Origin of the sequence: Candidatus Chloroploca sp. Khr17 (assembly GCF_004138165.1) — a bacterium.
GTDB lineage: Bacteria > Chloroflexota > Chloroflexia > Chloroflexales > Chloroflexaceae > Chloroploca.
In genome coordinates this window covers 102345-116765 of the sequence record NZ_RYFF01000008.1, presented here as the reverse complement: position 1 = coordinate 116765, position 14421 = coordinate 102345, and the positions used below count along the sequence as shown (strand labels likewise).

Genomic DNA, 14421 nt, shown 5'->3' with positions numbered 1-14421 from the left:
CTTACCATTTTTGTGATTAGGATCTCACGCATGTTTTTTTTGGTGACTGAGGTGCATAACTTTGGTGGTTTTTTTGGTGGTGATACGGTCGCGTTGAGCGGCAAAGTCTGGCACGATGCTGAGGCTGCCGAGCAGACCTTGACGATTGACGAGGCGGCCCTGGTCAACCTCACGGATCGGCACCTGGTGGCGGCGGGGATGTTGCTCGACCTGACCTTTGCCGGTGCGCGGGTCGAAGCCGCGGTTGTACGGGGCGCTTCTGAGCATGCGACGTTGCGACGCGCCCTGGGCGAGCCTGAACTTCCACCCTTGCTGACCGGACTCGCCCTCTTGAGTTGCCGTTGTGCGGCGTGCAAACTCTGGGTTACGCCCGTGCGACGCGACGACACTGAGCTCTGCCCCCTCTGCGGGCGAGGGGTTGCGCTGCGCTAGCCTTTCGCGTGCTGGCGCTCTAAAAACCCACCCTTGTACTGGCGAAAACGGCTAGCTTCGCTGGCCGTTTTCGCCAGTACAAGCGAGATTCCTGGGGGCCGCAGGCCCCCAAACCCCAGCCGGAGGCTTACACTCTTGCGCATGGGGCCGCGCCCCGCTCGGGTGCGTCGCACGGCGCACCCGAGCGGGGCAACAAACCCTTGACACCTGCAAGACGCGACTCGTATAATGCAGGCGAAGGGAAAGAAGCTTATGCGTCGTCGTGTGTCGTTTGTTTCGTTGCTCCTGGGCCTTCTCTATCTGACCGCCCTTGGCCTGGCAGGTGTTTTGATCTGGCAAACCCTGATGTTGGCGCGTGCCTTGCCCGAGGTGCAGGCGGCGGCGGCCGAGGCGGCGCTGGCAACTTCGACCCCGGCGCCGACGGCGGTGCCGCTGATCGTCTTGCCAACCCCGGTGCCGCCAACCCCGATGCCCACGGTCGAAGTGCCTGATCCTGGCCCGGTCAATTATCATCCGAAGAGTGGACGCTATATTGTGGCCTGGTTGCCGCCTCTCTTTGAAGGTGGCGCACGTGACTCCTTCTTTGCGAATGCCGATATTATTGACGATATTAGCCCGTTCTGGTACTCCACTGATGCCAGTGGCCGCCTCTTTGGGACACGCAATGATGAGTTGGTGCGCATTGCTCACGAGCACAATATCCGCATCATTCCGTCGATCCATAATGTGACGGCAACGCCTGGTGTGGTCGACGGGGTTCTGCGCAATCCGGCCATCCGCGCCCGTCATGTCCAGCATATTGTTGATGAAGTGCTGGCCCGTGGCTATGATGGCATTGATATTGACTACGAAAGTCTCGATCCTTCGCTGCGCGCTGATTATACGGCGTTTATCGTCGAGTTGAGTACGGCCTTACGCCAGCACGACAAGCTCTTGACCGTGGCTGTCCATGCCAAGTCGAGTGATTTCGGTGGCCTTGGTGGCTTTCAGGATTGGGCTGCCATTGGCCCCTATATTGACCAGTTGCGCATCATGACCTACGATTACCATTGGCGCGGCAGTGGCCCCGGGCCGGTTGCGCCGGCTTACTGGATCAATCCTGTGGCTGAGTATGCGCAGAGTGTCGTTGATCCGGCCAAGGTCTTGATCGGGATCCATTTCTATGGCTATGATTGGCCCCCATCTGGGCGGGCGACCGCACGTACCTGGCGGGTGATCGAAGAGATTATCAATTCCCAGGGCTCAACCGTCAATTTTATGGAACGCAATAGCTCCGGGCCAGTTGAAGAGAGCTATTTTTCGTATCGCAGCCCCGAAGGTACGCGCCAGGTCTGGTTTATGACCGAGACCGGGCTTGGTTCCAAGATCCAAACGATCCAGGCGATGGATCTGGGTGGCATCGCGATCTGGCAACTCGGTTATGAAAAACCTGAATACTGGCGCATTGTGCGCGAGAGTATGGTCAAAGATACGGCGCACGTTCAGCGGGCGTTGACCCCGCTGATCCCCGATCATTAAGCTATGGCACCCAGTGTGGAACCTGAAGTCAAGGTTGATGTTACTGAAGCGCACCTCCTCTATGAGCGCGGTGTGGCGGCGGCTCGTGCCGATAATCGGCGCGTTGCCGCTGGCTTCTTGACCCGCGCACTGCGCCTCGATCCTCGCAACGAGTCGGCCTGGCTCTGGTTGAGTGGTGTGCTTGATGATCCCCACGAGCGCGCTTTTTGTCTGCGCTCGGTGCTTACGCTGAATCCGCACAATACTCACGCTCAGCGCGGTCTGCGCTTGCTCGAAACACGGGGCCTCCTCAATGGGCAGGCCGCGAAAGCGCCTGCCATGACGCTCCCTTCACTTCCCGTGGAGACCAAAGAGCGCCCGGTTGACCGTGATGCCTGGTGGATCAATTGGCGCCGCTCGAACCGTGAGTGGAGCCGGAGCCGCCTCCTCTTCTGGATCTTCCCGATTCTTCTGCTCGTTGTTGCCATTGGTCTCTACCAAAGTTTTGTGGTAGCTATCGAGCGGAGTGCGGCAGTGATTGTTGCGCCTACTGAAGATTTGGCAAGCGTGGCACTGCTTGTGCCGCCACCCGTGCCAACCATTGAACCAGTGCTCGAGGCCGAGCCACTGGCCGTTGTTGAAGGCCTGACTGTCGGCTATCTGGGGGCACTCGAGAGCCTGCGTGCCGATCTGCGGGTCGCCACCGCGAGCTACCGCGAGGCGACGACCATGCTTGCGGGCGGTTCGGTTGGGGCTGTTGCGGCGACCCAACGTCTGCGTGCTACTGTAGCTTCTTCACGTGAGGCTATGAGCCAATTGCGCCCCCCGGGCACCTTGCAGCCTGCGCACGATGATTATTTGACCGGGCTTAATCTGCAACTCGAAGGCCTCGATGCCGTGCTCGAATTTTATAGTGGCTACGATGTCGCCAATGCGAACCGCGCCGCGCAGCGCTTCCAAGAAGCCCGCGCTTACCTTGAACGGGCGCAGGCCACCCTTGCCGCCGAAGCACGCCAACTCGCCGATCTCAGCAGCACAACCGCCCAAACCCCACGGTAGGGGCACGGCGGTGCCGTGCCCCACCGTGCCCCTACCCCCTAGGGCAATTGCATCATACGAAACCGGACACAACAAGACGCGCTATCAGGGCACCCGCAAGGGGTGCCCCTCCAGGCCGGGGGCCGGGCTCGGTGTACGGGCACCCCTTGCGGGTGCCCTCGCGGGGTGCATACACGGAAGATGCAATCGCCCTGCCCTACCCCCCGACGGGAAACCGCACCGCCGCGAGACGCTCGCCGGCGGCACGCAGCGTTTCCAGCTTTTTGGCAAAGCAGAAACGAGCGAGCAGAGGCAACGGTTGACTGCGCGCATCCGCTCCCCTCGGCGCATAAAAAGCCGAAGGCGGGATCGCCGCAACCCCGATCTCGCGGGTCAACCAGCGACAAAAGGCACCATCATCGGCAAAGCCAGTGCCACTCAGATCTGCCATTACAAAATAACTGCCTTCGGTCGGCAACGTCGGCAGACCAGCCTCGTGCAAGAGCGTTCGCAAGAGTGTGTAACGCTCAAGGTACTCGGCCCGCAGTTCCTCGTAATAGTCATTCGTGAGGGCCGCTTCAAGCGCCGCCGCCGCTGCATCTTGCAAAGGCGTGGCGGTCGCAAACGTAATCCACTGATGCGCGGCCCGCAACGCATCGTTGAGCGCCGCTGGCCCAACCGCATACCCGATCTTCCACCCGGTCACACTGAAGGTCTTGCCAATGCTATTGATCGTCAGGGTTCGCTCCCACATCCCCGGTAGGCTCGCAATCCCTTGATGCTCAGCATCGCCAAAAACCAACTGATCATAGACCTCATCGGCAATCACGGTTACATCATACTCAATGCAGAGCGACGCAATGAGCTCGAGTTCAGCCATACGAAAGACTTTGCCGGTTGGATTATGGGGCGTATTGAGCATCAAGATCCGTGTGTGTGGGGAAAAAGCCGCCCGCAACTCGTCAGGATCAAACCACCACGCATGTGCAGGCACCCCGGTAAGTGGCGAAGCTTGCCCTTCCGCCGGGGGATGCAGCCGCACATAACGGGGCACGCCGCCCGCCATTGTCACCGCCGGCACATACGCATCATAGAACGGCTCAAAGATAATGACCTCGTCACCAGGATTGACAAGCGCTTGTATTGCGCCAAAGAGCGCCTCTGTCGCGCCACTGGTCACGGTGATTTCGCGCGCGGGATCAAACGCCTGGCGCCCCTGGGCCTGCCAGGTTGCCGCCACCGCCCCGCGCAGCCGGGGCAAGCCCTGATAGGGGGCATACTGGTTCAAATCGGCCTCGACTGCCGCCATCGCCGCCGCTTTTACCCAGGCTGGCCCCGCAAAATCCGGGAACCCCTGCCCCAGATTGACCGCGCCACACTGAACGGCCAGCGCACTGATTTCGGCAAAAATCGTGGTTCCAAAGCCACGCACACGCTCGGCGGGGTGACGACTGCTCATAAGCTCGCTCCTGCTCTTGAAGGTGATGAATCGTGCTGTATGGTACCATAGGGTAGCGGTTGGTCAAACCGCTACCCTGTGGTATCATCATACCTATGAATACACAAACTTATCCACACGGAATTCTTACTCTCGACACGCTCCATCTTGGACGGCCAGGCGTTGTTGCGACGTATCTGTTGCTTGGTGATGAGCTTGCCCTCGTTGATCCCGGGCCTGCCGGTACGCTGCCAACGGTAGAGGCAGCCCTTGCGCAGCATGATCTGAGCTTGCAAGATCTGCGCCATGTCATTCTGACTCACGTTCATCTTGACCACGCCGGGGCTACGGGCGCAATCCTGGCACAGAACCCTCACGTTCAGGTGCATGTTCACGAGCGTGGGGCACCGCACTTGATCGATCCGTCGCGCCTGGTCAAGAGTGCTGGTCAACTCTGGGGCGATCAACTCGAGATGCTCTGGGGGCAAACGATCCCTGTGCCGCCAAAGGCAATCACGACCCTGGTCGGCGGTGAACGTCTCCAGCTTGGCAAGCGTGTGTTGCATGCCTACGATGCTCCTGGGCATGCCAAGCATCACCTCGTCTGGTACGACGAGCAGAGCGAGGCAGCGTTTGTCGGCGATAATACTGGTGTCCGCCGCCAGTTGCAGCCCTTTACGCGCCCGGCAACCCCGCCGCCCGATGTTGATCTGGTCGCCTGGCAGAGCACGCTTGATCTGATCAAGGGCCTTCGCCCGCAGTGGCTGATGTTGACCCATTTTGGGGCCTATTATGATGTCGAGTTCCACCTGGCTGATGTGCGCGAACGGTTGCTGCGCTGGGGTGAACTGGTGCGCACTGGTTTGACCAGTGGCAAGAGTGAGGCCGAGCAGCTTGCTGCCCTTGAAGCGCAGGCGCTTGCCGAAGCTGCGAGCCTGGATGACACCGAACTCGCCGCTCTGACGCAGCAGTCGGGCGCAGTCGAGTTAAGCTGGCTTGGTCTGGTGCGCTATTGGCAGAAACAGGCTGCTTCTTGAGGGGGAACTGTGGCAATCGTGATTGTTGGCGGTGGGGCCATTGGCCTCCAGGTGGCTGGCCGGTTGGCTTTGTCTGGTAGCGAGTGTGCTGTGCTGGCACGCCCTCAGACGGTTGACGCCTTGCTCGATCGTCCGTTGAATATTACCCTCGAAGGTGAAACCCGTCGTGTGAGCCTTGATGCGGCTACGTCACCCGAAGATCTGCTGGGTCCGTATCATATGCCCGAGTTGGCAATTGTGTGTGTCAAGGGCTACGATACGCCCGGGGTGATTCCAATGCTGCGTGCGCTCAAACCCGGTCGTATTCTGACCCTCCAGAATGGCATTGGCAACGAAGAATTGCTGGCCGAGGCGTTTGGTCAGCAGCAGATTATTGCGGGTAGCATTACCACCTCGGTGGAACTCCCCGGGCCAACCGAGGTGGTTGTGACCAAAGCCGGTGGGATTAGCCTGGCTGGGATGACCCCGGCAATGCGCGTCAACCAGTGGGCCGAGATCTTTACTCAAGCCGACTTTCCCGTCGAATTGCACACTGACTACCGCTCGATGAAATGGTCGAAAGCCCTGCTCAACATGCTTGGCAATGCGCAGGCCGCCATTCTCGATATGCCGGTGCCCGAGATCTACGCGAATTCGCGTCTGGTTCATGTTGATCTGACCGTTGCGTATGAGACGCTGGCTGTGATGGGGAAACTGGGCATCCATCCCGTGAACCTGCCAGGGTATCCGGCTGCAACCATTGCACGGTTTGCGCCGTTTACCCCTGGCCCGATCCTGCGCATCCTGATGCGCCGCATGGTTGGCGGTGGGCGCGGAGGCAAAGATCCTTCCCTCTTGCGCGATTTGCGGGCTGGGCGAACCCGTTCCGAAGGGGAACAACTTTATGGTGCGGTGGCGGCGGCGGCAACGACAATCGGGATGCCGGTGCCTGTGACGGCGGGTCTCTGGCGGATTCTCGGGGCCATTGTTCGGGGTGAACGATCGTGGCAAGAGTTCCGTCGCCAACCCGACCGCCTGCTCGCCGAGCTTGGGCTTCGGTAAGCGAAGATAGCATCCGCCAGCGCGGTTGACGACATCCCGGCTACCTGGTATAATCTCACCGTTAGCCGAAGTGGCGGAATGGCAGACGCGGAAGTCTCAAAAACTTCTGAGGGCAACCTCGTGTGGGTTCGAGTCCCACCTTCGGCACCATTCCTCATCAGGCCATCGGTATGGCGGGGCGTGGCTCAGCCCGGTAGAGCGCCGCGTTCGGGTCGCGGAGGTCGGTGGTTCAAATCCACTCGCCCCGACCAATTCAAGAGGTGCCTGTGTTCTACACAGGCACTTTTGGTGTTTGTAGCATTTTGAATGGCTGGTGAGGCTGCTGGTATGCGCCTTCTTTTTGCTTTACGGCCTGGCCGTCTTCTGGGGACGTTCTTGCTGACAGGGTTGCTGCTCTTCGCTAGTTCGTGTGGCGATCTGGCTGCGGCTCTGCCTGAACGCCCTACGCCCGTGCCCACGCTTGCACGGTTGCCCAGTGTGACCCCGGTTACCCCGAGTCCCACACCGTCAGTGACGCCGTTGCCGACACTGACGCCGACACCGGTGCCGCTCAGAGGCACCGTTGCCGTGACCGCCAATGTGCGCTCTGGCCCTGGAACTGGTTTTACTCCCGTTGGGGTTTTCGATGCTGGTGCTCCGCTGATCCTGGTGAGCCGGAACGGTGATTGGTTTGAGGTGATTGGCCCTGGTCAACTGCGCGGCTGGATGTTCTTGCAAGTGCTTGAAATCGATCCAACCACGGCTGCCGCCGTGCCCGAGAGCGATCCTTAGAATCCAGTGGTATCATAAGTGGCGAGGCGCGGTTTGGGGGTGTTGTGTCACCCCACGCTCTCATCTAGGGACAATACCTTGCATTGCAACCAGGAGCCTGTATGTACCTCTTTAATTCACTTTCGCGGATCAAAGAACCTTTTCATGTGCCCCCCGATCGCCCGATCACGCTTTATGTGTGTGGGGTGACGCCCTACGATACAACGCATATCGGCCATGCCCGTACTTTCCTCGTCTTTGATCTGCTCGTGCGTTATCTGCGCTGGCAGGGTGCCGAAGTGCGCTATTGCCAGAATGTCACTGATATTGATGACCCGCTCTTTGAACGGGCGCGTCGTGATGGCGTCAGTTGGCAACAATTGTCCGAGCAACAGACTGATCAGTTGCTCACCGATTATACCGGGATGAATATCCTGATGCCGACCTATTTCCCACGGGCCAGTGAGGAAATCGAGGCAATGCTGCCGATGATCCAGCGTTTGATCGAGCTTGGCCATGCCTATGAGGTTGAGGGGGAAGTCTACTTTAGTATCAAGACTGACCCTGAGTTCGGCAAGATGGCCCGTATGGGCTACGAAGAGTTGCTTGCCCTGGCGAATCAGCGGGGCAATAAGCCCCACGATCCCAAGAAGCGCGACCCGCTCGATTTTGTGCTCTGGCAACGTGGTCAGCCCGATGATCCCACCTGGCCAAGCCCGTGGGGGATGGGCCGCCCCGGGTGGCATATCGAGTGCAGCGCAATGTCAACGCGCTACCTTGGTGACCAGATTGATATTCACGGGGGCGGGGCCGACCTGCTTTTCCCGCACCATCCCTGCGAAATCGCCCAGACCGAGCCCGTCACCGGGAAACGGCCTTTTGTCCATATCTGGATGCATGCCGGCCTGGTCTGGCTCGATGGCGAAAAGATGAGCAAGTCGCGGGGCAATCTTGTTTTTGCGCGTGATGCGCTGCGTGCGCATGGCCCGAATGCGCTCCGCTGGTATTTGCTCTCCCAGCACTACCGTGAGGATTTTGACTATAGTCCCACTGCGATGCCGCACTATGTGCAGGTGGCCGCAGATTTTATCGAGGCTGCGACGTCAGATGGCGGAAGTGGCCCCGAGCTTGATCTGACCCCGGTTCTCCAAGAATTCGATGCGGCGATGGCGGACGATTTGAATACCCCGGCGGCGCTTGCGCTGTTGCACGCGATGGCCGGTGAGATTCGGGTTGCTGCTGCCGACGGGCGCAAGGTTGAGGCGGCGGTTGAGGAAGTTCGGGATCGGGCGATCATGATGGGCTTTTTGCTTGCCTGATGTGGTATACTGCATCCACACTTTCGCGCTAGCATACTGTGACATTGTTTTAGGGGCAGGGGGCGCTCCTGGCACCCGTCTTTGCTTCGATATTCCCTGCGTGCAGGTAGTGCATCTGTTCGATGGTGCATGAAGATTTGGCATCAGGGCCGCATGTCGCTTGCCCTCGTGGGGTTTGTCTGCTGGGTGTTTGGCCTGGTGGTGCTTGCCAGTGCAGCGAGCCAGCACAGCATTGATGATCGCCACCTTTTTCTCCCTCTGGTGATGCATAGTGCGTCCCCGTCGCCGAATGCTGCACGTTGGGGCGCACCAATTGCCCGCGATCCGCAGAGTGGCCTGATCTGGGTGGTCAATCCCGATGCGGGCAGTGTTTCGGCAGTCGATCCACATCAGTTGCAACTCGTGCAGACCCTTCCCGTTGGTGAGGAGCCATGGTCGCTTGCTGTTACCCCTGATGGCACGAGCCTCCTCGTGCTTGATCGCGCCAGGGGTGAGTTGGTTATCTTTGATCCTCGCAAGGCCACGGTACGTGCGCGACTTGCCCTGGGACCTGAGCCAGAACAGGTGGTGGTTAGCCCAGGTGGGCAATACGCATATGTTACCGTTCGGGCTAGGCATATGCTGATCATTGTCGATCTGCACAACTTTGCCTTGCTGCGCGAGGTGCCCGTGCTAGCGCATCCCTATGGAGTTGCCGTAAGTGCGGATGGCAGCCGTGTCTATGTGACGCATTTCTATGCCCAGCCGGTTATGCCTGCGGGTATGGGACGTGATGCTGGCGCGCAAGGCCTGGTCAGTGTGCTTGATGCACACGGTGCTCATGTTGGCACTATCTATCTGCCGCCCGACCAGCACGGCTTTGCCAACCAACTTGCGAGCATTGCCATTGGTGGCTCACGGGCCTGGGTGCCGGTGATTCGGGCGGCCCCTGAGTTGCCCAATACGCTCAGTACAACTGTCTTTGCGGCGGTTGCAACACTCGATCTTGCGACGCAGCAAGAAGATCCGACGGCACAGCTCAATTTGAATGACGAGGCGGTGTTTGGTTCGCCAGTCAATAATCCGGTGGCAGTGGTGCCTTCGCCTGATGGGCGCATGCTCTATATTGTGCTTGCCGGTAGCGATCTGGTTGAACTGGTCGATGTGACCGAGCCAACCCAGCCGCGCTTGCTTGGCTTTTTGCCGGCTGGCCGCAATCCACGCGGCATGGTGTTGAGTCCTGATGGTCGGTATGGCTATGTCATGAGCTACCTCTCGCGTGCCGTCACGGTGCTCGATCTGCAGCTGCGGCGTGTCGTTGCCACCATCCCTGTTGCCCCCGAAACACTTGATACGACGCTCTTGCGGGGCAAGATCCTGTTCAATACGGTGACTGATCCGCGGATGGCTAAATCGTCTTGGGTGTCGTGTGCAAGCTGCCATGCTGATGGTGGGACTGATAATGTGACCTGGATGATGGCCGACGGCCCGCGCCAGACACCGGGGATCTGGGAGGCCGGGGCGACGCTGCCCTGGCATTGGTCGGCGGCCCTTGATGAACCACACGATGTTGAAGACTCGATTCATACGTTGCAGTTTGGGCTGGGGCTGGCTCCTGGGGCTGACCCACCGCTGCTTGGGCGTGCCAATGCTGGGCGCTCGGCTGACCTTGATGCGCTCGCGGCTTTCCTGGTACGAGGCATACGCACGCCGCGTACAGTTGCGCCGTCTGCGGCAAGCGAAATGGGGCGTGCGCTCTTTGATGAGCTTGGTTGTGTCAGTTGCCATGGTGGCTCCACCTGGACGATCAGTACCCTTCCTGGTTTGCCAGACTCGCTTGACCTTGACGGCAATGGCATGGTTGATGGTGTCTTGCGCGATGTTGGTACGGCTACGGCCGCTGATGTCCGTGGCCAAACCGGGTTTGATGTTCCTTCCCTGATCGCCGTGGGGCTTACCGCTCCCTATCTGCACGATGGTTCGCTGCCAACGCTGGCCGCAGTGCTCGACTCAGGGCATCCCACTCCAGGGGTTGCTCGTTCGCGCCCGCTTTCTCTCGCCGAGCGTGATGCCCTGGTTGCGTTTCTACTCACGATCGATGCTGGGCTTCCACCTATAAAATGAAGGCGCAAGCCCAGCACTCTGCGCTGTCCCTTAGAGGCAATACTTTTCAAATACGACGGTTGTTTTGCCGCAAAGGCGCAAAGGCGCAAAGTTTTTTGCGTAGGTGCGCTCACCCTTCGCGCCTTCACGTGAGCTTCTTTGAAAAGTATTGCCCTTAGAGGCTTTCTGAAGAGGGCGTCAGCATTGTGATGTACCCTTGGAGTGTCGGCTTTAGCCGGCTAAAGTCGGCACTCCGAAGCAAACCGGCGGCTTTTCAGACAGCCTCTTCGTCCATTCCTGCCAGTATCTTTAGAGTCTTTTTGATGCTAGTGAAAGGCAAGTCTTGTGAATCAAATCGCCCGTTCAACCATGACCACGCTTGTGCTCATTCTTGCGGTGCTTTTGAGTGCGTTGCCACCGGCACCTATCCCCATCTATGCACAGACATCGTCTTCAGGCGATGTTGCAGTGCAACCAGCGCAAAGTGGATCCAGTCGGGTCTATCTGCCGGTCATGGTGCGCTCGCCGGGGCCACCGAGCTTTCTGCTGAGCAACCCGGTTGCTGGTGCGACGATTGGCGGCAATGTGGTGGTTGCGGTGCAGGTCTTGTCACCTGGCTCGGTCACTCAGGTCACGTTTCAGGCTGGTGGCGTTGATCTCGGTACTGACATAACCCCCGCGGATGGCTTTACCGCTTTCCTTGATGTCAGCCAGTTACCTGCCGGGCCGGTCACCATCACGGCGACAGCACAAGGGCCGCAGGGCGCAGCAAGCCAGAGCGTTGCAGTGACGGCCCAGCCGAATCCGCCTTCAACGGGCACGGTTGATGCGCAGGGAGGTGTTTTTGGCGGCGCTTCGGGCGCAACCATTACGGTTCCACCGGGTGCCGTGAGCAGCAGTGCCACGATCGCGATTCGTGAACGCTCGCAAGCCGAAGTGACCGCCGAGTCGGGCATTGCGTGGGACGATATCGGTGTCACGTTCCTAGGCGATATTGTGGTCACGTCAGATCAACCGCTCGAGCTTCCCGTGGAGATTAGCACGGTCGGCTTTGCCAACCGCATTCAACCTGGACAGGCAGTAGTGACCTACAATCTGCTGCCCGACCAGGATGGTGACGGGATTGGTGAACTTGTTGTCGCTAGTACCGCCGAAGTTGCGCCAAATGGGGCGATCATCAGCACGCCTTCCAGTGCCGTGACGGTACAACAGGTGACACCAGATGCTGGCTCGGCCGCACTTGCGCAAGGCGGAACGCTCAGTGGAGCCCCGGGCACGTTGCTTACGATTCGTGGTGCCGGCTTCAATCCTGTTTCGATCAATGGCAATGTGGCGACCTTCCGTTCGACAGGTAGCGATGCCGTCGCTGCGGTTCCGGCCATCGTGTCCGAGGCGCGTGCGACGGGTGAGCAGACGTTGCGTGTCGTTATCCCTGCCTTGCCCGCTGGCCCTGCTACGCTGGTGCTTGCAAATGTGAGTAACGGCCAGCGCAGTGACCCGCTTGACGTGGTCATTGAAGCGGCGACACCACTTGTACGTCCTGCCGCCGAGATTATTGATCAGTGGCTTGCGGCAACCATCACCTATCTGGGCAATGTGCCGACCGCCACTGCCGAAGAGCGTGCGAATCTTGATCAAGCGATCGTGCAATTTGGTCAGACGCGCAATGATCTTGCGGCCCTGGTTGCGGCCGGGCCGAATGCGGTTGAACTCCAGGCGCTGAATGATGTTGCCTTGCTGATCCAGAATTCAAATATCTTTACGGTCAGTGCTGCCCTCGCGCAATACGACGCCGACGCCCAGTTTAGCGATTTCCTCGGGTTAATGGGTGGCATTGTGGGTACCCTGGGCGCGGCAGCGGGTCTTGCTGCCGCAACAACGGCGCTTGCAGCCTTTGCTGCTGGTGCAGCGATTGGCCTTGGCATTATCACAACGGCATATTTTGCCTGTAAGCTCGCGCGCGGTGGTTCGTGTTTTGGCGATCCGCCTGCACCTCCATCTCAGGGATGCACTGCAGCCTCGGCTGCTGGTGGATCTGGTGGTGGTGGCAGTCGGGGCATTGGTGGTGCGCCGCCTCCTGGGGGCAACGGCTGTGGCAATGCCGGTGGCGGCACAAATGGCCCCTCGGTTTCGCTCGCCCAAGCAGGCGGCTCTGATCTCGCCGGGCGTTATCTGATCAAAGTCTTTCCCCAGGCCGGTGGGCGGGCGCTCACGCCGTTTACTGGGGCGACTGATCCCGCTGGCTATTTCTTCCTGCCTTTCATCCCCGAAGGCGAGCCATTTCGTGCCGTTGCGGTTGATACCGTGACCGGGGCTACCGCCTCGTTTGATGGCCTTGGCCCGGCGACGGGCGCATCGGTCTTGATGTTCTTCAACTTTGCCGGGGCCGAGGATAATCGTTTTCCCATCAGCCTTGGTGATACGGTCAGCGATGGGGTGCCTGCAGAAGGTGCCGGCAACCTGGAGAACCCTGGGGCGTTTGATATTTACACCTTTGAGGCGGAAGCTGATCGCCAGGTCATCTTCAACCTGCTCAGTGCTGCGCCTGAGTTGAGCAATACGCGCTGGAAGCTGACCGACCCGCAAGGCGCAACGATCTTTGATCGTGTGCTTGGCTCAACCAACAATATCATGCTGCGCAAGCCAGGAACGTACCGACTGATCGTTGGCGATGACACAAGCGGTGGGAGTGGCACCTATTCCTTCCAGTTGGTTGGGGTGCCGCTGCCTGATCGGTTTGCGCTGAACATTGGCGATGTGGTTGATGATGGCGTGCCTGGTTCAGGGGCAGGCAACATTGAAGAACCCTATGTTCAGGACATTTACACCGTCACCGTCACGAGTCCACAAGTTGTGTTCGTCGATGTGCAGGCGCGTAATGGGCTGACCCAGCTCAACTGGGTCATGGAGGCCCCGGATGGCACGGTCATCTTCGACGCCCCGCTCTTTACCGAAGATCGTGGCCCGTTGACCATCACGCAAACTGGCACCTACCGCATTGCCGTTGGTGGCGAACCAAATACGACGGAAGTCGGCACCTATCGCTTCAAATTGTGGGAGGTGCCTGACCCGCAAGAGTTCGCTATTGCTATCGGTGATGCGGTTGACGATGGGCAACCCGGGCCGGGCGCGGGCAACATCGAGACGCCGGGGGCGCAAGACATCTACACCTTCACGGCAACGACGGGGGAGGCGATCTTCCTTGATGTGCAGGCGCGCAGCGGCTTGACCCAACTCAACTGGCGCTTCCTGGCCCCGGATGGCACGGTCATTTTCGACGCTCCGCTCTTTAGCGAAGATCGTGGGCCGTTGATTTTGCCGCAGACGGGGATCTATCGGATTGAAGTGGGCGGCGAAGCCAACCAGGACGAAGTTGGCACCTATGGGTTCCAATTGTGGGCGGTTCCTCCGGCCCAAGAGTTTGCCATCGTGATCGGCGACACGATTGCCGACGGCGATCCTGCGGTTGGCGCGGGCAACATCGAGAGCCCGGGGGCGCAAGACATCTATACCTTCACTGGTACCAGCGGGCAAAGCATCTTGCTTGATCTGCTCTCGCGCAATGGACTGTCCCAACTCAACTGGAGGCTAGAAGATCCGAATGGTGCGATCCTCTTTGACGTGTCGCTCGCTAGCGGCGACCAAGGACCATTGAGCCTTGAGGCTACAGGAACCTATCGCCTGGTGGTTGGTGGCGAAGCCAATGAAGACGAGGTCGGCACGTATAGCTTTACCTTGCAGGCAGAATAAAAGGCAACGTAGGTTGCCGACAGAATCACGAGGGCCA

Annotated in this window: 10 protein-coding genes and 2 tRNA genes; 11 read left to right on the top strand and 1 reads right to left on the bottom strand. The window is 59.4% G+C overall.

Features of this window, described 5'->3' with window-relative positions; genetic code table 11:
• The first annotated feature begins 30 nt into the window (after nt 1-30).
• The 3 genes from EKD05_RS07230 (at nt 31) to EKD05_RS07220 (ending at nt 2988) form a co-directional block, all read left to right on the top strand.
• Nucleotides 31-432 (top strand): hypothetical protein, encoded by a 402-nt coding sequence (locus EKD05_RS07230; RefSeq protein WP_129671768.1) that lies wholly within the window; start codon nt 31-33, stop codon nt 430-432.
• A 252-nt stretch (nt 433-684) separates the two neighbouring features.
• Nucleotides 685-1950, top strand: a complete 1266-nt coding sequence (locus EKD05_RS07225) for a glycosyl hydrolase family 18 protein (protein ID WP_240695675.1) — start codon at nt 685-687, stop codon at nt 1948-1950.
• 3 nt (nt 1951-1953) lie between these two features.
• On the top strand, nt 1954-2988 hold the full coding sequence (locus tag EKD05_RS07220) for a hypothetical protein (protein WP_129671767.1): 1035 nt from the start codon (nt 1954-1956) through the stop codon (nt 2986-2988).
• A gap of 196 nt (nt 2989-3184) precedes the next feature.
• Here the strand turns inward: EKD05_RS07220 and EKD05_RS07215 are convergent, their stop codons facing one another.
• Nucleotides 3185-4426: an aminotransferase class I/II-fold pyridoxal phosphate-dependent enzyme gene (locus EKD05_RS07215; RefSeq protein ID WP_129671766.1), complete on the bottom strand. Its 1242-nt coding sequence runs from the start codon at nt 4424-4426 to the stop codon at nt 3185-3187.
• Between the two features lie 95 nt (nt 4427-4521).
• Between EKD05_RS07215 and EKD05_RS07210 the strand changes: the two genes are divergently transcribed.
• The 8 genes from EKD05_RS07210 (at nt 4522) to EKD05_RS07175 (ending at nt 14384) form a co-directional block, all read left to right on the top strand.
• Nucleotides 4522-5442, top strand: a complete 921-nt coding sequence (locus tag EKD05_RS07210) for an MBL fold metallo-hydrolase (protein WP_129671765.1) — start codon at nt 4522-4524, stop codon at nt 5440-5442.
• 9 nt (nt 5443-5451) lie between these two features.
• The gene (locus EKD05_RS07205) at nt 5452-6483 is read left to right on the top strand and encodes a ketopantoate reductase family protein (RefSeq protein WP_129671764.1); all 1032 of its coding nucleotides are present in this window, start codon (nt 5452-5454) and stop codon (nt 6481-6483) included.
• A 64-nt stretch (nt 6484-6547) separates the two neighbouring features.
• Nucleotides 6548-6633, top strand: a tRNA-Leu gene (locus EKD05_RS07200).
• Nucleotides 6634-6657: 24 nt separating this feature from the next.
• Nucleotides 6658-6734 (top strand) — tRNA-Pro (locus EKD05_RS07195).
• Between the two features lie 76 nt (nt 6735-6810).
• The gene (locus EKD05_RS07190; RefSeq protein WP_129671763.1) at nt 6811-7254 is read left to right on the top strand and encodes an SH3 domain-containing protein; all 444 of its coding nucleotides are present in this window, start codon (nt 6811-6813) and stop codon (nt 7252-7254) included.
• 101 nt (nt 7255-7355) lie between these two features.
• Nucleotides 7356-8552 (top strand): cysteine--tRNA ligase, encoded by a 1197-nt coding sequence (cysS, locus tag EKD05_RS07185; protein WP_129671762.1) that lies wholly within the window; start codon nt 7356-7358, stop codon nt 8550-8552.
• A gap of 129 nt (nt 8553-8681) precedes the next feature.
• Nucleotides 8682-10655, top strand: a complete 1974-nt coding sequence (locus EKD05_RS07180) for a beta-propeller fold lactonase family protein (RefSeq protein ID WP_129671761.1) — start codon at nt 8682-8684, stop codon at nt 10653-10655.
• 324 nt (nt 10656-10979) lie between these two features.
• On the top strand, nt 10980-14384 hold the full coding sequence (locus EKD05_RS07175; RefSeq protein ID WP_129671760.1) for an Ig-like domain-containing protein: 3405 nt from the start codon (nt 10980-10982) through the stop codon (nt 14382-14384).
• The last annotated feature ends 37 nt before the right edge of the window (nt 14385-14421 follow it).

What these genes read in the sequence shown, in the direction of transcription:
- cysS (WP_129671762.1), top strand. Translation starts at nt 7,356, where the DNA reads ATGTACCTCTTTAATTCACTTTCGCGGATCAAAGAACCTTTTCATGTG.
- EKD05_RS07190 (WP_129671763.1), top strand. Translation starts at nt 6,811, where the DNA reads ATGCGCCTTCTTTTTGCTTTACGGCCTGGCCGTCTTCTGGGGACGTTC.
- EKD05_RS07230 (WP_129671768.1), top strand. Translation starts at nt 31, where the DNA reads ATGTTTTTTTTGGTGACTGAGGTGCATAACTTTGGTGGTTTTTTTGGT.
- EKD05_RS07180 (WP_129671761.1), top strand. Translation starts at nt 8,682, where the DNA reads ATGAAGATTTGGCATCAGGGCCGCATGTCGCTTGCCCTCGTGGGGTTT.
- EKD05_RS07220 (WP_129671767.1), top strand. Translation starts at nt 1,954, where the DNA reads ATGGCACCCAGTGTGGAACCTGAAGTCAAGGTTGATGTTACTGAAGCG.
- EKD05_RS07215 (WP_129671766.1), bottom strand. Translation starts at nt 4,426, where the DNA reads ATGAGCAGTCGTCACCCCGCCGAGCGTGTGCGTGGCTTTGGAACCACG.
- EKD05_RS07210 (WP_129671765.1), top strand. Translation starts at nt 4,522, where the DNA reads ATGAATACACAAACTTATCCACACGGAATTCTTACTCTCGACACGCTC.
- EKD05_RS07225 (WP_240695675.1), top strand. Translation starts at nt 685, where the DNA reads ATGCGTCGTCGTGTGTCGTTTGTTTCGTTGCTCCTGGGCCTTCTCTAT.